This window comes from Pedobacter ginsengisoli (assembly GCF_002736205.1).
In the GTDB taxonomy this organism is placed as follows: domain Bacteria; phylum Bacteroidota; class Bacteroidia; order Sphingobacteriales; family Sphingobacteriaceae; genus Pedobacter; species Pedobacter ginsengisoli_A.
Genome location: NZ_CP024091.1, coordinates 485,439 through 504,192 on the forward strand (window position 1 = coordinate 485,439; position 18,754 = coordinate 504,192).

The 18,754-nt window shown below is 37.4% G+C and carries 15 protein-coding genes; 8 read left to right on the top strand and 7 right to left on the bottom strand.

The window, feature by feature from the left end:
- Positions 1 to 35 precede the first annotated feature (35 nt).
- Entirely contained in the window at positions 36 to 1,664 is a 1,629-nt protein-coding gene (locus CPT03_RS01935; RefSeq protein ID WP_099437264.1) for an ABC-F family ATP-binding cassette domain-containing protein, read from the bottom strand.
- Positions 1,665 to 1,814: 150 nt separating this feature from the next.
- Here CPT03_RS01935 and CPT03_RS01940 point away from each other — a divergent pair, with 150 nt between their 5' ends.
- The 3 genes from CPT03_RS01940 (at position 1,815) to CPT03_RS01950 (ending at position 3,480) form a co-directional block, all read left to right on the top strand.
- Positions 1,815 to 2,384, top strand: coding sequence for a hypothetical protein (locus tag CPT03_RS01940; RefSeq protein ID WP_099437265.1), 570 nt, complete (start codon positions 1,815 to 1,817; stop codon positions 2,382 to 2,384).
- A 61-nt stretch (positions 2,385 to 2,445) separates the two neighbouring features.
- The gene (locus tag CPT03_RS01945) at positions 2,446 to 3,024 is read left to right on the top strand and encodes a nitroreductase (RefSeq protein WP_099437266.1); all 579 of its coding nucleotides are present in this window, start codon (positions 2,446 to 2,448) and stop codon (positions 3,022 to 3,024) included.
- A gap of 3 nt (positions 3,025 to 3,027) precedes the next feature.
- Positions 3,028 to 3,480, top strand: coding sequence for a 3-oxoacyl-ACP synthase (locus tag CPT03_RS01950; protein ID WP_099437267.1), 453 nt, complete (start codon positions 3,028 to 3,030; stop codon positions 3,478 to 3,480).
- Position 3,481: 1 nt separating this feature from the next.
- Here the strand turns inward: CPT03_RS01950 and CPT03_RS01955 are convergent, their stop codons facing one another.
- Together CPT03_RS01955 and CPT03_RS01960 are read right to left on the bottom strand one after the other, a co-directional pair.
- The gene (locus CPT03_RS01955) at positions 3,482 to 4,327 is read right to left on the bottom strand and encodes a polysaccharide deacetylase family protein (RefSeq protein WP_099437268.1); all 846 of its coding nucleotides are present in this window, start codon (positions 4,325 to 4,327) and stop codon (positions 3,482 to 3,484) included.
- Entirely contained in the window at positions 4,327 to 5,211 is an 885-nt protein-coding gene (locus CPT03_RS01960) for a polysaccharide deacetylase family protein (RefSeq protein WP_099437269.1), read from the bottom strand. The genes CPT03_RS01955 and CPT03_RS01960 overlap by 1 nt, the downstream gene beginning before the upstream one ends.
- Positions 5,212 to 5,343: 132 nt before the next feature.
- Here CPT03_RS01960 and CPT03_RS01965 point away from each other — a divergent pair, with 132 nt between their 5' ends.
- A complete protein-coding gene (locus tag CPT03_RS01965) occupies positions 5,344 to 7,848 on the top strand; it encodes a S9 family peptidase (protein WP_099437270.1) in 2,505 nt (834 codons plus the stop codon).
- Positions 7,849 to 7,901: 53 nt separating this feature from the next.
- On the opposite strand, the gene CPT03_RS01970 is transcribed toward CPT03_RS01965, so the two are convergent.
- Together CPT03_RS01970 and CPT03_RS01975 are read right to left on the bottom strand one after the other, a co-directional pair.
- The gene (locus tag CPT03_RS01970) at positions 7,902 to 9,008 is read right to left on the bottom strand and encodes a C1 family peptidase (RefSeq protein WP_099437271.1); all 1,107 of its coding nucleotides are present in this window, start codon (positions 9,006 to 9,008) and stop codon (positions 7,902 to 7,904) included.
- A 119-nt stretch (positions 9,009 to 9,127) separates the two neighbouring features.
- Positions 9,128 to 9,736, bottom strand: a complete 609-nt coding sequence (locus CPT03_RS01975; RefSeq protein ID WP_099437272.1) for an outer membrane beta-barrel protein — start codon at positions 9,734 to 9,736, stop codon at positions 9,128 to 9,130.
- Between the two features lie 387 nt (positions 9,737 to 10,123).
- Here CPT03_RS01975 and CPT03_RS01980 point away from each other — a divergent pair, with 387 nt between their 5' ends.
- Complete coding sequence (locus CPT03_RS01980; RefSeq protein WP_099437273.1) at positions 10,124 to 11,590, top strand: glycoside hydrolase family 130 protein; 1,467 nt, start codon at positions 10,124 to 10,126, stop codon at positions 11,588 to 11,590.
- 16 nt (positions 11,591 to 11,606) lie between these two features.
- Here the strand turns inward: CPT03_RS01980 and CPT03_RS01985 are convergent, their stop codons facing one another.
- A complete protein-coding gene (locus CPT03_RS01985; protein WP_099437274.1) occupies positions 11,607 to 13,889 on the bottom strand; it encodes a glycosyltransferase family 4 protein in 2,283 nt (760 codons plus the stop codon).
- 147 nt (positions 13,890 to 14,036) lie between these two features.
- Positions 14,037 to 16,631, bottom strand: a complete 2,595-nt coding sequence (gene clpB / locus CPT03_RS01990) for an ATP-dependent chaperone ClpB (protein ID WP_099437275.1) — start codon at positions 16,629 to 16,631, stop codon at positions 14,037 to 14,039.
- A 183-nt stretch (positions 16,632 to 16,814) separates the two neighbouring features.
- On the opposite strand from clpB, the gene CPT03_RS01995 reads away from it, so the two are divergent.
- From CPT03_RS01995 to CPT03_RS02005, 3 genes are read left to right on the top strand one after another with little or no spacing between them, the layout of a single operon-like run.
- A complete protein-coding gene (locus tag CPT03_RS01995; RefSeq protein WP_216641587.1) occupies positions 16,815 to 17,159 on the top strand; it encodes a DUF1801 domain-containing protein in 345 nt (114 codons plus the stop codon).
- Positions 17,160 to 18,374, top strand: a complete 1,215-nt coding sequence (locus CPT03_RS02000; RefSeq protein WP_099437276.1) for an MFS transporter — start codon at positions 17,160 to 17,162, stop codon at positions 18,372 to 18,374.
- Positions 18,375 to 18,430: 56 nt separating this feature from the next.
- Positions 18,431 to 18,733: an ArsR/SmtB family transcription factor gene (locus CPT03_RS02005; RefSeq protein WP_099437277.1), complete on the top strand. Its 303-nt coding sequence runs from the start codon at positions 18,431 to 18,433 to the stop codon at positions 18,731 to 18,733.
- Positions 18,734 to 18,754: the final 21 nt, after the last annotated feature.

An 18,754-nucleotide genomic window follows, 5' to 3' on the forward strand; every position in this document is an offset into this window, starting at 1 on the left:
CTTTCTTCTTTTTGAAACGAAACAAACAGGTTTCTTTATTTTGTTTTATACATTGCCGCACGTAAAGCTGCTACGTCATCACTTGAAATATACTCATCGTAGGTCATCATTTTATCAATTGTACCATTAGGAGTCAATTCAATGATACGTGTTGCTACAGATTCTGTTAATGCATGATCTCGTGAGGTAAATAAAGCTGTTCCTTTAAAATCTTTTAAACCATTGTTTAATGCAGTAATAGATTCAAGATCAAGGTGATTGGTTGGTTCATCAAATAATAAAAGATTAGCATGTCTTAACATCATTTGCGAGAACATACAACGCATTTTCTCTCCTCCTGATAATACCTTTACATTTTTAAGAACCTCCTCGCCAGAGAAAAGCATTCGGCCAAGGAAACTTCTTACAAACTGCTCGTCCTGATCTGTTCCTGAATATTCACGCAGCCAATCAACCAGATTCTCATCTTTTCCTGCAAAATAAGGGGTGTTGTCATTAGGAATATCTGCAACGTTAATGGTTACTCCAAATTTAAATTCACCTGAATAGTCTTTTTCACGGCCGGTTAAAACATTATAAAACGCAGTGGTTGCAAGACTATTTTGAGAAAGAACGGCAATTTTATCGCCTTTATTAACCATGAAGTTAATGTTTTTGAACATTACTTCACCATTTAAGGTACATGAAAGGTTTTCTACCTGCAAAATCTGATCCCCCGCTTCTCTGCCCAGGTTATTAAATAATATAGCAGGATATTTTCTGCTTGAGGCTTTAATTTCAGAGATATCAATTTTATCTAAAGCCTTTTTACGTGAAGTTGCTTGTTTTGATTTAGAAGCATTGGCACTAAAGCGCTGAATAAATTCCTGGAGCTCTTTAACTTTTTCTTCCAGTTTTTTGTTCTGATCACTGCGTTGTTTTAAAGCCAGCTGACTTGATTCGTACCAGAAGGTATAGTTACCGGAGTAGATACTCATTTTGCTGAAATCAATATCAACAATATGCGTACAAACCGCATCTAAAAAGTGCCTGTCGTGAGATACAACCAAAACAATGTTTTGATAGTCAGCAAGGAAGTTTTCCAACCAAGCAATTGTATCTATATCCAAATCGTTGGTAGGCTCATCCAGTAATAAAATATCAGGATTTCCAAATAAAGCCTGTGCCAATAGAACACGTACTTTTTGGTTACCATCAAGCTCTTTTAATTGCTTATAGTGGTGCTCTTCTTTAATGCCTAAGTTGCTAAGCATGGTGGCGGCATTACTTTCCATATTCCATCCATCCATTTCGGCAAATTTATTTTCCAGCTCTCCCGCACGCTCACCATCTTTATCAGTAAAATCTTCTTTCAAATAGATGGCATCTTTTTCTTTCATGATGTCGTACAATTCCTTGTGTCCCATCATTACAGTTTCAATTACGCTGAATTCATCAAACTCATAGTGGTTTTGTTTTAAAACGGCCATTCGTTCGCCAGGTGTAAAGGCTACATTACCTGTAGTTTGGTTTACATCGCCCGAAAGAATTTTAAGAAATGTTGATTTACCTGCACCGTTGGCACCAATTACACCATAGCAGTTGCCATGAGTAAATTTTAGGTTAACATCTTCAAATAAAGTGCGTTTTCCGTAACGGAGTGATAAATTAGAAACTGAAATCATATTGCTGAAAAATAAGTTGCAAAGGTAGGTATTATTTATAAAATCAGCTAGATTTTTAGCAATACTGCCAAACCACCGTTAGTTTTATATAAGTTTAAAGCGCAAAATATCTAAATTAGAAAACCAAAAACTGATTTATAATATAATTAAGTGAACAAGGAAGAATTAGTTGCAAAGCTTGGCTCATCAATGGAGTTTCAGATGGTAGCCACCTTAACCGATGTTATTGAAACTGATGATATAAAAGTGGCCGACCTGCTGGATATTAGTTTTTATAAAAAAAAGGAGGTGGCCTTTAGAGCTGCATGGATGTTGGAATATTTAATGACCAATAAGCCAGAAAGTTTTGTTTCATATATACCAAACCTTATATCCTTACTACCTAAACAGAACAATCCCTCTGCAATGAGGCACTATGCTAAAATCATTGCTTTATTAACCGATAGAAAAGCCATCGAAATATATAAGGGTAAAGCTATGGAAGTAGACTTTGAACCTGTTATTGATGTTTTGTTTACCTGGCTTGTTGATACAGAGGTACTTGTTGCAACCAAAGTACATTGCATGCAAACACTTGCAAATCTGGCACCTCGCTACGATTGGATTAAAGATGAGTTGCTCGAAACTATCGATCACCTGGTTGATATTGAAAGTATTGCTTTTTTTGCCAGAGCCAGACAAATTAGAAAACAATTAAAGAAAGTTCAGCAGAAAGCTTAAAGCCAAAACTATTACATGGTACAAACATTTCCATAAGTCATAAGTTCTATTTTTGCGAGGTATGGAACAAGAAATAGAAGTTTTAAGCAGAATTATTAAACGCAGACGGAGTATTTTTCCGATAAGCTATACCGGTCAGGAAGTACCTGTTAAAGTAATACAGCAAATTCTGGAAAGTGCAAACTATGCACCTACTCATAAATTAACACAACCCTGGCGCTTTGTAGTGTTCAGAAACGAAGGAAAGATAAACTTTGGTAAGGAGCTTGCACGCTTGTATAAGGAAACTACACCAGCTCTGCAGTTTTTACAAAAGAAATATGATAGCATTCTGGAAAAGGCGGAACAAGCCAGTTGCATTGTTGCCTTAAATGCCAAATTACACACTGATAAAGTGCCTGAATGGGAAGAACTTGCTGCACTTGCCTGTGCAGTTCAAAATATGGCATTAACTGCCGAGGCCCTAAATGTGGGTGCCTATTGGAGTTCGCCTGGAATGATTGCAGATTTGAAGGATTATCTTAACTTAGGGGAACAGGAAAAATGCTTTGGGCTTTTTTATATGGGATACCATAATGAAGAACCGCGCGAGGCAATACGTACTCCAATTGAAGATAAGATTAAATGGATAGAATCATAATTTATGCAGGGCATTAAAGCGACATTATACCGACTTTGTTTAAATTTTATAGAACAAAGAATTCAGACTGCTGAAGTTGCATTGCAGCAGGCACGCGAAGCCAGTAATGATGATACTAAAAGCAGTGCTGGTGATAAATATGAAACCAGCAGAGAAATGATGCAACAGGATATAGATAGAAATAAACGCCTACTTATAGATGCGCAGGACAACTTAAGGCTGTTAAAGATTATTGAAGTAAATCATGAATCTGAAATTATAAAGCATGGCAGTTTAGTATATACCAATAACGGCGCTTTTTACATCAGTGTTAGTGCCGGTCAACTCACAGTTGATGGCAGGGCTATATTCGCTATTTCCCCTTCATCGCCCATTGGCAAATTGCTTTTGGATAAGAAGAAGGGGGATGCCTTTGACTTTAATGATAAGAGATTTGTAGTTGAAGCTGTTGCTTAAACTATTTAAAACTCTTATTTATACTTTGATAAAGGTTCTTAGCCGTATATCTTCCAGGATCAATAATGCGACGGATGGTGAAAAGCGGATTTGTCTCATCTCTTTTTGTAGATAAGATGAAAGCTGCTTTAAAACCATGCTCCTTTAGTTTGTGCAAAGTTTCTGGTTTCCAAACACCATATGGATAAGCAAAATATTCTACCTTTTTACCTGTAATGGTTTCCAGTGTTTTGGTGGGTTTATCTATTTGTATTTCCCAATCCTCATCTGTAAACTGGGTGAAGTTTTTATGGTTCCAGGTATGGCTTGCAATAACATGACCTTCGTTTGATAAGGTTTTTATCTGCGCTTTGCTCATATATCTGGGCCTTCCAATAGATACGGTCATGATAAAGAAAACACCTTTAAAGCCATATTTTTTTAGCTCAGGCGCAGCAACAGTAAACTGATCCAGATCAGTATCGTCAAAGCTTATAATAATTGGCTTTTCCGGAAGTTTAGTTCCATAATTCAGGTAATCATAAAGCTGATCAGGTAAAATGGTATGGTACCCACTATCAGCCAGCATTTTTATATGCTGCTTAAAATTTGCCGGAGGAATAATGTCGTCATGAGCACGTTTGGAATCACTTGCTTTCCAGTCTCTGATCTGATGATAACAAAGAACAGGTACTTCCTTTCTGCTCAAAATCTCAGCAGCAGTAGCTTCCTTTTTAGGTGCGTCGTTTGCTTCAACAGTGTCTTTGTCCGAATTTACTGAAGTGGAACTGGTTTTACTTTGACCAGAGTTTGTACATGCCGATGCTAACAGCATTAAACCCGCCGCCAAATTTAGAAATAATTTCATTAGAAGCTTTTTACAATGCTGTTATGAAGGGTTTTTGGGCTCCAGTAACCACTGGCAATAATTCTTCTTACCGTATATAAAGGATAATTCTGGTCACGTTTATCAGCAAGTGAGAAGGCCATTCTAAATCCACGTTTTTTTAACTCAGGGAAGCCTTCAGCATTCCATAGTCCAAATGGATAAGCAAATTCCGTCATCTTTTTGCCTGTAATTTCTTCAAGCTTCTTTGTTGGTTTATCCAGTTGCTCTTCCCAATCCTTTCCTTGGTATTTTTTGAAATTTTTATGGTCATAAGTGTGACTGCCAATTATATTTCCATCATCAGAAAGTTGTTTTATCTGCTCTTTGGTCATATAATCAACAAACTTGCCTTTGCGGCCAATAGAAACAGTCATAATAAAATATACTGCTTTAAAGCCATACTTTTTAAGGGTAGGAGCAGCAATAGTAAACTGATCCATATCTGTATCATCGAAAGTAAACATGATAGGTTTGCTTGGCAACGGGGCCCCTGTATTTAAATAGGCATATAACTGATCTGGCAGTATAGAATGATAACCACTATCCGCAAGCATTTTAACCTGATCTTTAAAGTTTTGTATTTCAACAATGTAATCTTTTCCTACTTTTCCATCAGTTGGCTTCCAGTTACGCACCTGGTGGTAGCATAGAATAGGCACCTGTTTACGGGCAAGTATAGTTTTGGCATCAGCAACTTTAATTTTGCTTATATCAATTTTCTCTGCCTGAACTTCTTCCTTTGATAGGGTTTGGGTTAAAGTGTCCTTAACATCTGCATTGTCAGTGTTAGTTTGCGATTTTGACTGGCAACTGGCGGTAAAAATTGCCGCTGCAGCCAATAAAGGTAGAAGGTGCTGTTTCATCTATAAAAATTTATGGCAAAACTATGAAATCAATGGCTATTTTAATGCATTAACTATCATATTTATTACAATTAAAGATTCATCCTTCTTTAGTATTAATCAATAATTTAGCCGTTTTAATTAACAGTTCAAATGAAGAAACTTTACATTGTATTTTTATTGCTTATTAGTGTAGGTTTTAGTGCCGTTTCGCAGACTAAAACTTTTACAATAACAGAAACCACAACTCAGGCGCCAAAAGCAAATTATCAGCTTGCTTCCCGGTTTTCGCCCAATAAACTTAAAAAACTCATTTATTCAACCACTGTTGATCCGCATTGGTTAAAATTAAGTAACCGTTTTTGGTATGAATACGAAACACCAAACGGTAAGCTATGGTATTTGGTTGATCCGGTTGCAAAAAGTAAAAAGCAGATATTTGATAATGCAAAGCTTGCTGCAGAAATTACTACAGCCATTCGTGATCCTTTTGATGCACAGCATCTGCCTTTAGAAAATCTTAAGTTTTCTAGCGATGAAAAACAAATCAGTTTTGAAGTAAAAAGTACCATTGATGAATTGAAAAAAGACCGCAAGGATAAGAAAGATGCTGACTCTATGCAGAAGAAAGTGTTCTTCTTTAACTATGATATTGCAAGTGCAAAACTTACTGAGGTTCCTAATTATAGCAAGCCTAAAGCAAAGCCTTCATGGGGTTCAGTAGCGCCAGATTCTTCGGCAATCATTTTCAGTAGAAACTACAACTTGTACTGGATGGATAAAGAAAACTATAAAAAGGCGGTTAAGAATGAAGAGGATAGTACCATAGTAGAGCATCAGTTAACAAAAGACGGTGTTAAGTTTTATTCTTACGGCAGTGATGGTGATGGAGAAAACAATGAAGAACAGGAGAAAAATAATAAAAAGAGACGCAGAGCCTATGTGCTATGGTCGCCAAATTCTAAATACTTTGTATTAGACAGGACAGATTCCCGTAAGGTTAAAGACCTTTGGGTGGTAAACAACATTACAGCCGGCAGGCCTACATTAGAGACCTATAAGTATCAGATGCCAGGTGAGCCTGATGCTCCGATTGATGAGCTTCTTTTATTCAATTTTGCCAGCAAAACTTTTAAAAAATTAAATACAGCTGCTTTTAAAGATCAGAGTGTATCTGTATGGGGGGCACCCTCTTTAAATAAAGATCGTGATAATGAATTCAGGCCTTCAATTTGGCTGGGTAATAATAGTAAAATCTATTTCTCGCGGACCAGCAGAGATCTTAAACGAGTTGATGTATGTACTGTTGATATCAATACCGACGTAGTAACTCCGGTAATTGACGAGCGTTTTAATACCTACGTTGAAATTAACCGTCCGGGTCTGGTAAACGATGGAAATGAAATTATTCATTGGTCTGAAAGGGATGGCTGGGCACATTTTTACCTGTTTGATGGCAATGGTAAATTAAAAAGTCAAATCACAAAAGGTGCTTTTCATTGCGAGAGTATTGTAAATATCGACGAAAAAAACCGGGTATTATATTTTACAGCAAACGGCCGTGAGGCTAAAGAAGATCCTTATTACCTGCATTTATACCGCATTAATTTTGATGGATCTGGAATTAAGCTCCTGAACCCTGGAGATTTTGATCATGCTGTAAACATGAACGATGAGAATAAGTATTTCATAAATAACTTTTCAAGGGTTAATACAGTGCCAAAATCGGTACTGATGGACAATACCGGTAAAAAGATTATGGATCTGGAAACTGCTGATCTTTCATTATTAATGGCTACCGGCTATAAATTTCCTGAGCCATTTAAAGTTAAGGCCGATGATGGTATTACAGATATTTATGGGGTAATGTACAAACCCTTTAATTTCGACCCGGCTAAAAAATATCCGATCATAGAGTATGTATATCCCGGTCCTCAAACAGAGGCGGTTAATAAGTCGTTTGGTAAAAGTATGGATAGAACCGACCGTTTGGCACAGTTTGGTTATGTGGTAATTACGGTTGGTAACAGGGGAGGAAATCCAGCAAGATCTAAATGGTACCATACTTATGGTTACGGAAATCTTCGTGATTATGGTTTGGCCGATAAAAAGGCAGCTGTGGAACAACTAGCCGATAGGTACTCGTATATCGATGCCAGCAAAGTTGGTATTACCGGTCACTCGGGTGGTGGTTTCATGTCTACAGCCGCAATGCTTGTGTATCCTGATTTCTTTAAGGTTGCCGTTTCTAATGCAGGAAATCATGATAACAGTATTTATAACAGGTGGTGGAGCGAAAAACACCATGGTGTAAAAGAAATCGTTTCTGCCAAAGGCGATACCACATTTAAATACAGTATTGATAAAAACCCTGACCTTGCTAAAAACCTGAAAGGTCATTTAATGCTGATGACAGGCGATGTTGATAATAACGTACATCCGGCAAATACCATTAGGGTAGCTAATGCTTTAATGAAAGCTGGTAAAAGATTTGAGTTTGTTATTATACCAGGACAACGCCATGCCTTTGGTGATTTAACTGAATATGCTTTCTGGAAACTTGCAGATCATTTTAATAAATATCTGATTGGCGATTTCTCTCAGTCTGACCAGGTTAATATACTGGAGATGGATAGAGAGATAGAACAGAAAAAATAAACAAAAAGGGCGGTTGCAATTTGTAACCGCCCTTTTTGTTTATAATGTGAGTTTTATTTTATGCCCAGTTTACCTTTTAATTCCTTTGTAAGCGCCGCTTTTGGTACTACAAGGCTTACGGTGTTAATTGCAAAATAAGGTTCAGATACTTCTATGTAACCTTTAAAAGGCCCAACATCTCCCCATGAGTTTTTAACTTTGAAGAACACCTTGCCATTTGCCGATTGTTCCATACCAATAAGATGCATCAGGTGATCATCCTGAGTGGTTAAATTCTCATACAATTGCTGGCGCAACTCAGGTGTGTAGGCAATTTCTTTTATATCAGGGTTTAATTCAGCTTGTTTAGCATCTGCGGTATCAGCAAATAACATTGCATAGCCTTTTTGCTGCTGAAAGTTTCTGCTGCTTACGTCAGCATCCCACATAATGGTATAGCCATTTTTTACAGCAGTAGTTGTCATAGTTACCATTTCCGCCAATGGAAGGTTGTAAAACGATCCGTTAGCAAAATTATCAGGTGCTTCCAAAACAAACTGGCTATAATAAGGGTGGTGAGTAAAAGAAGTAATGTTTACATAATCGTCAGCATCAAACTTTAATACATCTTTAGCAAAGGTTTTTGCAGTATAGCTTTTGCCTTTGTAGTCAAAATTAGTAGGTGGAACTCCAATTTTTTCATCAAGGATTTGCTCATAGCCTTTTAACCAGTCATTATCAAGAGGGCGTTTTTTAAGTACGCCATCAAGGTATGTTTTTAATGCAGTTTCCAGTCCGGTGTGGTTAGGTATTTCGCCGCTTAAACCCTGAAAAGCTTCTTGCGGCATTGCGCCATAAAGAGATATAGCACGTACCAGATCGTGTCCAAGGCCACCTTCGCCAAACTGTGCTTTCCCCTGACGAAGAATGTAGTTCTTAGCTTTTTCTATGTAAACGTTGCGTGCAGTAAACATTTCTGATAAATTAAGCTCTCCTAAACCTTTACGTATTCCTTCTGATTCGATCAGCGAGGTGGTAGAGTAATTCCAGCAAGTGCCAGACTGGCCTTGGTTTTTAACTGCAGTAGCTGCGTTTTCTTTTATAGGCTTTAATGTATTGTTCTGTGCTTGAGCAGACAAAACAAATCCAAACCCAATTGCAAATAATATAGTTTTTTTCATTTTTGATAAGCTAGTTGGCCAAAAATAGGAAACCATTATGAGTATTTAATAAAAAATTAATCATAAAAAAAGCCCTTGCAAATGCAAAGGGCTCTTTATCTAACCAAATGTAAAGTTTATTAAAAGTGGAACTGGATACCTAATTTAGGTTGGAAAAAGTTAGCTCCAAAGCTGAATGAATCAGAACCGGCACCTTTTATTTTATCGCCGTCACCATTTTCTAAACGGTAGTTGTTGTAACTTAATCCGTTAACTGCAAACTCGATACCGATTTTTTTAGTAGGGAAGAACGCAAAACCCGGAGATAATGCAACACCAATTTCAGTACTAGAGCCAACTTTTTCGCCTACTTTACCTGCAGCATCTACAGCTTTAGCAGTACCGAATTCCATTGGTACAGATAACTGACCGAAGAATTTGAATGATTCAGATAAGTTAGCATAGTAACGACCAAAAGGACTAACTACAAAAGCTTGGTTTTCAAACTTACTAACTGTTTTATCGTAGCTATAACCAACACCAGTACCAACTGCAATGTTATCGCTAACAAAGTAACCTACACTAGGTACAATTGCAAAGCTTGTATTTGATTTTGCACCGTCTGCATCAGATTTATTTGTGTCAAATGCTACGTTACCACCAACAATAATTTTTCCTTTTTCAGTTTGTGCCTGGGTAGTAAATGCTAATGCAGAAACTGCAACTAATGATAATAATAATTTTTTCATTTTCTTATTTTTTAATTTATAATCTGGCCAGTCGCTAGTTTTTATATTCTGACCATTTACGTTCTATAGTCAACACCTGTGCCAAACATAATCTGCTTTATTTTGCTTGAATCACAATTTTTTATAACTCGTTAATTAATAGTGAAATAAAAATTGTAAAGCGTTTCAATATTATTTTAGGGTGACAATCAACTATAAATTGTCATTTAATTCCCATGAAAATATATAGTCGATCTGACTATTATTGTATAATTGTCAGTAATTATTAGGGCATTCTGGCAGAATTTAAGTCAGGTTATTCTAGATGCACGACAACTTTAATATTGCTTTCAGCAAAAAAATATACATTCATGAAATCATTGTTCCTACTTAAAGTGTTATAACACTATGAGACTATTAATAGAACGAAAACCAATAAAGGTTTATCCTGATCCAAAGCGTGTAATTGCAAGATTCTTTTTTAATGGCGAAGAACGAGCTATTGAGGTAATTAAACAAGTTATGAAGCTTTCCGTTACTGAAGTTTTTGATATTATATCTCCCTTACTTCAGGAATATTCCAAGCGGCACAGGAGCATCACCAAAATCCTGAACAGACATTGCAAAAAGGTAAAGGAGTGTATTGAAGCAGCCGGTTTTGATTATGAAGAACTTGATAAGTACCACAAATTGATCATAGGTTCCTATTTTACTCATGAATATTCTATTGAATCTGCTGCTTTTTTCAATCCATCAATTGTTGATGACCCCGATCAATCTGATTTAGTAGAAGGCGAAAGACGGGTAATTATTAGTTTCAGAGCTGTAGGAGAAGGGCATATTTCTTCAGTAGTTTTTAGAAGAGCGCTCATAGATCGTAATCACGATATTACCGTAATCCCCTCTGGAAATTACATAGATGAGGCAGAAGTAGTAAAAAATGCCATTTATAATAAAAAGCTTTTCCTTAAAAAAGCTGCCGATGCAAAAATAGATCTTGAGGTATTGGATGAAGTGGGTTTAAAATTAGAAGACAAGTTTGATTACGCTACACTGCGCCGACTTATCCTGGATTCCAAAAATCTACAGGAAACAGATCTAAGAAAATTGGAGTACGACAAGGTGCTTTGGTTGTCTGATACCTATCATGAAATTAGCTTTTCCAGAGATACTGATATCTCTGACCGCGTAATTTTTCCCATTTCAGAGTTTGAACGGAAGGGGATAGAGGACGCAAGATTTGTTCGTTTTGTTAAAGACGATGGTACCGTAATTTATTATGCTACCTATACCGCATTTGACGGAGCCATGATTATGCCCAAGCTATTACAAACCACAGATTTTTATGATTTTAAAATCAGTCCACTGCACGGCATAGGGGCTCAGAATAAAAACCTGGCCTTATTTCCCAGAAAAATTAATGGCAAATACGCCATGATGTCGCGTATTGATGGCTTTAATAACTATTTAATGTACTCTGATCGGCTTACCGTATGGGATAACCCAGTTAAACTTCAGGAACCTGAATTTCCATGGGAATTTGTACAGATCGGAAACTGTGGCTCGCCAATTGAAACCGAGGCCGGTTGGCTGGTTATTACCCATGGCGTTGGCCCAATGCGCAGGTATTGTTTAGGAGCCAGCCTGTTCGATTTAAATGATCCTTCTATTGAAATTGGGAGGTTAAAAGAACCATTGGTAATCCCTAATAACGACGAAAGGGAAGGATATGTACCAAATGTATTGTATTCCTGCGGCTCTATTATCCATAATGGAGAATTGATTATCCCTTACGGATTATCAGATTATTGTTCTTCATTTGCCGGAGTTAAAATAGACATATTGCTCCAAAAACTTAAGGGCAGTATAAGCTAATCTGAATGTTCATTAATTAAAAAGCTTGTTTTTGAGCTGCGGTAAGGTCACTGCTCTGAATAAATTCGTATTCAGATTCCAATGCTTTTAACACAATCAGATGCGATATCCAATAAGCCAAGGTGCTCTCTGCTCCCTGGTTTCTATTTACACCAAAAGTTTGTAAGCCATCGCCACAACCCTTGGTTTCATAATCATACAATGGAATGTGCAAAGAGTTCTCACCTAAAAACCATTGGTAGCTTAAGTACATCTGTTTTATATAAGTTAAGTCGCGGGTAATCTCGTATGCCTTAAAATATACCATTACCATACCCATAATTTCAATTGCCTGCTGGTCGTAAATAGCCATTTGTGCGCTATCTTTATATAGCCAGCCATCATTACCTACAGGATTTAAATACCCTTTTATTAAAGTTTTTTGGGTAAGATACTCCAAACTTTCAAATGCAATTTCTTGTGATTCAGGATCTTTACTTATCTCGAAATGACACATAAGGGCCAATGGGAGTATTGCATTGTCGTAAGTTAATTTGTTCTCAAACCAATGCCAATGACCATCTTTGTTAGCCTTGTAAGCAGCTTTTAACGGCTCGGCAAGTTGATTTAGCTGACTTTTAATTTGCTCATTATAAGGATGCGCATTCATAAAATGAGTTAACCCAATCATTGTATTTGCAATTCCTCTTAAATGAGTTAACTTATTGAAATGAGGAACAGATTTAAGAAATAACTCCTTTCCAAATTCGCGATAGGAATTATTAGGAGCATTGTTAATTAAATATCCTAATGCCCAGATGGTTCTGCCAAAAGAATCTTCTGAGCCAACTTCGTCCAGATATTCCCTTTTAAAACTTAAAAAATTCCTGAAACTGCCATCTTCGCATTGCATGTACTGGATGTAACTTAAATAAATAGGCAGTAAATCTAAAGCAGCCTTACTTTTATTTTGCTGGTAAGCAAGAATAGTTAATGTAAGGGCTCTGGAGTTATCGTCCAGGCAATATCCCTCTTTCAGATTTGGTATCCCATATTTGGCATGTTGCACAATACCGGTGTCATCCGTTAAGCGTTGTATATGTGCAAGGCTAAAAGCAGGCATCATGTCTGGGTCAATAATAGGCTTATTGCTAACATCTTTATCTGCCAGAAATTTAGAAATAGCCTCTTCCAGCACATCTATAAAAACCTCTCCCGTAGTTGGCCAGCGCAAGTGTAATCCATATTCATATGCGTTGGATCTTAACTGATTCAATTTTTCATCGCTCTCAAACAATTCGTTTACAGCTCCGGCAAGCCCATTCGCATCCTTAAAGTCAAATAACCTTCCACGATGGTCTGCAAGTAATTCCTGAGCATGCCAATAAGGGGTTGATAATATAGCTGTTCCCGCACCCATGGCATATGAAAGCGTTCCGCTGGTAATTTGCGCTTCATTTAAATAGGGGGTAATATATAAGTCGCAAGCCGTCAAATAATCGAATAGCTCCTCTTCTGATACAAATTTATTAATGAAGGTAACATTGTTTTCAACATTCAGCTTCCGCGCAAGCTTCTTTAAACCATCCCTGTATTCCTCTCCCGAGTTGCGGATCACACCCGGATGTGTGGTTCCTAAAATAACATACATTACATCCGGATTTTTAGCCACTATTTGTGGCAAAGCCTCAATAACCGTTTCCAGCCCTTTATTTCTGCTGATCAGGCCAAAAGTAAAAAGTACCTTTTTGTTTTTGAAAGCCAGCGTGTTTTTTACCGGATTAATTTTTTTAGGTTCAAGATCCGGAACCCCATGCTCAATCAGCTGAATCTTATCAAATGGAATTCCATATATGCTGGTCAGAAAACCAACAGCCCTATGGCTCATTACAATAATCCTTGAAGAATATTTTGCCACCTCCCGTAAAATGGTAAGCTGCATATAATCCGGATCTCTTAAAATAGTATGGAAAATTGTAATAAGTGGCTTCTGAAGCCTTGCAATAAGCGGCAGAATATAAACACCACTTTCGCCTCCGTAAATGCCATATTCATGTTCTAAAATACAAACATCTGCAATGCTGGTATTTATGTAATCAGCTGCGCGGATATAATCTTTCTGATTTTCCTGTCTAATTACGTATTTAACCTCTTTGGGGTACTCATAATCATTTAAAGAATCTGAATCGTTCATTGCCACTACAAAGCTGTCTTCAGATACTATTTTTTTATTCAAACCAATCGCTTTTAACAGGTTATTACTGAAAGTAGCGATGCCACACTCCCGGGGCGGGTAAGAGGATATATAAGCAATTTTCATGATTACAAAAGAGTTGATGCTTATATAACAATATTAAAGAAAGGAATGTTCTGTAGTTTTTTATTTTATTTATGAAATTTATAAAAATGTTAAACAAAAAAGAGGATGACTACGCTGTAACCATCCTCTTTTTTGTTTATTGAAATGTTATTTGTTGTTTAGAAAAACAAACTTATGATCGAACATGTCCAGTTTAATTTTGCTGTCTTTATCGATCTTGCCTGCAAGAATTTCTTTCGACAACTCATTAAGGATACGTTTCTGAATAACGCGTTTTAATGGGCGTGCACCAAACTGAGGGTCATAACCTAATTCCGAAAGCCAATCCAGCGCTTCAGGTGTAGCCTCAATATCTATCCCCATTTCTGCCAAAGTATCCTGTACATGTTTAAATTGCAATGTAACAATGTCTCTAAGCTCGTTGCGGTTAAGCGGAGTAAACATAATCAGCTCATCTATACGGTTCAAAAACTCTGGTCTTATTGTTTGCTTTAACAATTCAAACAACTCGTTCTTGGTTTTGGCAATTACCTCTTCTCGGTTTTCATCATTAAGCTCTTTAAAATTATCCTGTATCAGATGCGACCCAATGTTCGATGTCATAATGATGATGGTATTTTTAAAGTTTACAACCCTACCTTTATTGTCAGTTAACCTTCCATCATCCAATACCTGCAGTAATATATTAAATACATCAGGATGCGCTTTTTCAATCTCATCAAGCAATACAACCGAATAAGGTTTTCTGCGCACTGCTTCAGTTAGCTGACCACCTTCATCGTATCCAACATATCCCGGAGGCGCTCCAATTAATCTTGAAACCGCATGGCGCTCCTGGTACTCACTCATATCTATCCTGGTCATGGCATTTTCATCGTTAAACAGAAACTCTGCCAATGCTTTGGCTAATTCCGTTTTACCAACACCGGTTGTACCAAGGAATATGAATGATCCTATTGGTTTGCGTTTATCCTGTAAACCAGCCCTTGAACGACGGATTGCATCAGATATCGCTTCAATAGCCTCGTCCTGTCCTGCAACACGTTTATGCAACTCATTTTCAAGATTCAATAACTTATCACGCTCACTCGAAATCAGTTTAGTAACCGGAATTCCGGTCCATCTGCCCACTACACCAGCAATATCATCAGCAGTTACCTCTTCTTTAAGCATTCTGCTTTCGCTTTGCATGCTTTCCAATTCAGCTTTCAGTTTTTCAACATTATCCTGAGCTTCCTTTATTTTGCCATAGCGTATTTCTGCTACCTTGCCATAATCACCCGCACGTTCTGCCTGTTCAGCCTCAAGCTTATAATTTTCTATTTGTTCAAGTTCATTGTTAATATTATCTACCAAGTCCTTTTCACCCTGCCACTTTGCTTTTATCTCGTCACGCTCGGCCGACATATTGGCAATTTCTTCACCAAGAGCCTTAACTTTTTTGCTGTCATTCTCTCTTTTAATGGCCTCGCGTTCAATTTCCAGTTGCATGATTTTGCGGTTTAGCTCATCAACCTTTTCAGGTACACTATCCATTTCCAAACGTAGTTTAGAAGCAGCCTCATCCATTAAATCGATAGCTTTATCTGGTAAAAACCGATCAGAAATGTAACGTTGCGACAATTCTACCGCTGCAATAATGGCCTCATCTTTAATCCTCACTTTATGGTGGGTTTCATATCTTTCCTTTAATCCACGAAGGATGGAAATTGCATCCTGTGTATCAGGCTCATCCACCATAACTTTTTGGAAACGACGCTCAAGGGCCTTATCCTTTTCTAAATATTTTTGATATTCGTCTAGTGTAGTTGCGCCTATCGCACGTAATTCTCCGCGGGCTAGGGCAGGCTTAAGGATATTTGCCGCATCCATAGCGCCATCGCCACCACCGGCGCCAACCAACGTATGGATCTCATCTATAAACAAAATAATGTCGCCATCACTATGGGTAACCTCTTTAACTACCGCTTTCAGGCGTTCTTCAAATTCCCCTTTGTATTTGGCACCGGCAATTAATGCACCCATATCAAGCGAGTAAACTGTTTTTGTTTTCAGGTTTGTAGGCACATCACCCTTAATAATCCTGAAAGCAATACCCTCAGCAATGGCGGTTTTACCTACACCGGGCTCACCAATTAATATTGGGTTGTTTTTGGTACGTCTGGAAAGAATTTGAATTACCCTCCGAATCTCTTCATCACGACCAATAACCGGATCCAGCTTGCCAGATTCGGCATATTCATTAAGGTTGCGCGCATATTTATTAAGCGCATTATAAGTTGCTTCGGCATTCTGACCGGTAACATGACTATCGCCTCTTAAAGCAATAATTGCTTTTTTAAGGTCCTTTTCATTTACACCCTGATCTTTTAAAAGCTTTGATGTGTTATCGTTAACAGACAGAATACCTAATAAAAGATGTTCTACCGACACAAACTCATCTTTAAATTCTTTTAGGTACGATTGTGCTTTTTGCAAAGCAGAATTGGTACCCGAGGCTAAATAAGCATTACTGCCACTAACTTTTGGAAATTTCTCTATCTGACTATCTAATTGTTGAGTCAGCACATTAATATTTACATTTAATTTTTTTAAAACGTACGAAACTACGTTTTCATCAACAGTAAGCAAACCCTTTAACAGGTGTGCCGTTTCAATAGCTTGTTGCTGATTGCCCTGGGCTATTTCAGAAGCCTGTTGAATTGCTTCCTGGGCTTTTATAGTAAAGTTGTTGAAGTTCATGTCAGCAATTAAACAAAGTAAATGCCATCTTAGTTTTTAGTTATTAATCGGAAATTTTGTCGGTTCTTTTTTATTTAAACTGTATAATTGTCTGATAAATAACATGTTGTAATGAAAAAATGTCTGATACTAAGATTTGTGATTTAATTTTCCGTCATTTGTAATAACTACCTTTTTCATAAAATGCTGACTCCGCTAGATGATTTTTATTTGCAAAAAGATGAGCCCCTAAGGGGTTGTTTACTTGCGTTAAAAGATTATCTATTGGCTTTTGATAAAAATATTACCCCTGAATGGAAATATAAGCTACCATTTTTTTACTACAAAGGAAAAATGTTTTGCTATTTATGGATTCATAAAAAATATCACAAACCTTACATAGGTATTGTAGAAAGCAAGCATATCGATCATCCTGATCTGATTATTGAAAAAAGGGCCAGAATGAAAATAATGTTGATAGATCCTAATGAGGATTTACCAATTGACACGATGAACGATATATTAAAACAGGCGCTTGCCCGATACTAAATGAAGGAATTTATACGATTATACTTAGATGCTTACCGTGGGTTATCTACCCCGGCATGGATGCTTGCCCTGGTTATGCTTATAAACCGAAGCGGAGCAATGGTAATCCCTTTTCTAGGAGTTTACATGATCAATCACCTTCATTTCTCTTTAGAAGACACAGGAATGGTATTAAGCTGTTTTGGCTTGGGAGCCGTTTCTGGAAACTTTTTAGGTGGCTGGCTTACCGATAAAGCAGGGCATTTTAAAGTACAGTTGATCAGCTTAATTTTAACAGTACCAATGTTTATTTTGCTGCCCGAGCTAGATACAGTTGTAAAGCTTGCCATTGGGGTTTTTGCTTTGAGTCTGGTATCTGAAACATTCAGGCCCGCAAACTCAGTTTCTATCGCCTATTATTCAAAACCAGATAATGTTATCAGGTCATTTTCGCTAAATAGAATGGCCCTGAACCTTGGCTTTTCAATAGGCCCTGCATTAGGTGGTTTCTTAGCGGCCATATCGTATGCGTTCTTGTTTTATGGCAATGCAGTAGCCGCACTTTTATCAGCTACGCTGTTTTTTATCTATTTCCGAAACCGTAAAGGCAACGAGAAAAAGAAAAGTGAAGTGGCAGAAGAAAACGAAGATCAAGTTAGTATATCTCCCTATAAGGATGTGCCGTTTATGCTTTTTAGTGTACTTTCCTGCATCTTTGCCATTTGCTTTTTGCAGTTATTGAGCACACTTCCATTATATTACAGAAACGTGTACAAAATGACAGAGGCCGAAATAGGAGTTATACTGGCCTTTAGCGGTTTAGTGGTATTTTCGCTCGAAATGCTGGTGGTTCACATTGCCGAAAAGAGATTTACCTCGAGAACGGTAATTGTGGCAGGTACAGTAATGTGTGCCGTATCATTCCTGATTTTGAATCTGGCCAAAGGAATTCCGGTGCTTTACCTGTCTATGTTTGTAATTTGCCTGGCCGAGATTCTGGCCATGCCCTTTATGGCTACCGTTACCTTGCAAAGATCATCAATAAAAAAGAGAGGTGCCTACATGGGTATTAATGCCTTGTCGTTTTCTGTAGCCCATATATTTTCGCCTCTGGTAGGTACAAAGGTTGCTGCCGCATTTGGTTTCGAAACTTTATGGTGGGGTACTGTTGCTGCTTTAACCATTGCATCGGTAGGGTTTTATTTTGTAATGAAACAAATGAAGTTATCAGCATAATGTCATTCTTTATTTATTAATAGGAATATCGGGAAAAGTCGATATAACTTTGTGCTATGGATCAGTTAGAGATTTTTAAAGCACTATCAAATAAAACAAGATTGCAGATTTTGCAATGGCTTAAAGAGCCGGAAAAACATTTTCCGCTACAAGAGCATGCCGCTTTTGATGAGGTAGGGGTTTGCGTGGGCCAAATACAACAAAAGGCGGGTTTAACCCAGTCTACCGTTTCAGAATACCTGTCAATACTCCAAAAATCAGGACTGCTTGAATCTACCCGACTTGGGCAATGGACTTATTACAAACGTAATGAAGAGGCCTTTGCTGCACTAAGCAATATCATTAAATCAGAAATATAGCATTTATTAAAATACAATAAT

Bases quoted from the DNA above. Each gene is read 5' to 3' on its own strand.
- clpB (WP_099437275.1), bottom strand. From the start codon at position 16,631: ATGAACTTCAACAACTTTACTATAAAAGCCCAGGAAGCAATTCAACAG.
- CPT03_RS02005 (WP_099437277.1), top strand. From the start codon at position 18,431: ATGGATCAGTTAGAGATTTTTAAAGCACTATCAAATAAAACAAGATTG.
- CPT03_RS01955 (WP_099437268.1), bottom strand. From the start codon at position 4,327: ATGAAATTATTTCTAAATTTGGCGGCGGGTTTAATGCTGTTAGCATCG.
- CPT03_RS01985 (WP_099437274.1), bottom strand. From the start codon at position 13,889: ATGAAAATTGCTTATATATCCTCTTACCCGCCCCGGGAGTGTGGCATC.
- CPT03_RS01980 (WP_099437273.1), top strand. From the start codon at position 10,124: ATGAGACTATTAATAGAACGAAAACCAATAAAGGTTTATCCTGATCCA.
- CPT03_RS01975 (WP_099437272.1), bottom strand. From the start codon at position 9,736: ATGAAAAAATTATTATTATCATTAGTTGCAGTTTCTGCATTAGCATTT.
- CPT03_RS01950 (WP_099437267.1), top strand. From the start codon at position 3,028: ATGCAGGGCATTAAAGCGACATTATACCGACTTTGTTTAAATTTTATA.
- CPT03_RS01935 (WP_099437264.1), bottom strand. From the start codon at position 1,664: ATGATTTCAGTTTCTAATTTATCACTCCGTTACGGAAAACGCACTTTA.
- CPT03_RS02000 (WP_099437276.1), top strand. From the start codon at position 17,160: ATGAAGGAATTTATACGATTATACTTAGATGCTTACCGTGGGTTATCT.
- CPT03_RS01965 (WP_099437270.1), top strand. From the start codon at position 5,344: ATGAAGAAACTTTACATTGTATTTTTATTGCTTATTAGTGTAGGTTTT.
- CPT03_RS01970 (WP_099437271.1), bottom strand. From the start codon at position 9,008: ATGAAAAAAACTATATTATTTGCAATTGGGTTTGGATTTGTTTTGTCT.
- CPT03_RS01945 (WP_099437266.1), top strand. From the start codon at position 2,446: ATGGAACAAGAAATAGAAGTTTTAAGCAGAATTATTAAACGCAGACGG.
- CPT03_RS01995 (WP_216641587.1), top strand. From the start codon at position 16,815: ATGCTGACTCCGCTAGATGATTTTTATTTGCAAAAAGATGAGCCCCTA.
- CPT03_RS01960 (WP_099437269.1), bottom strand. From the start codon at position 5,211: ATGAAACAGCACCTTCTACCTTTATTGGCTGCAGCGGCAATTTTTACC.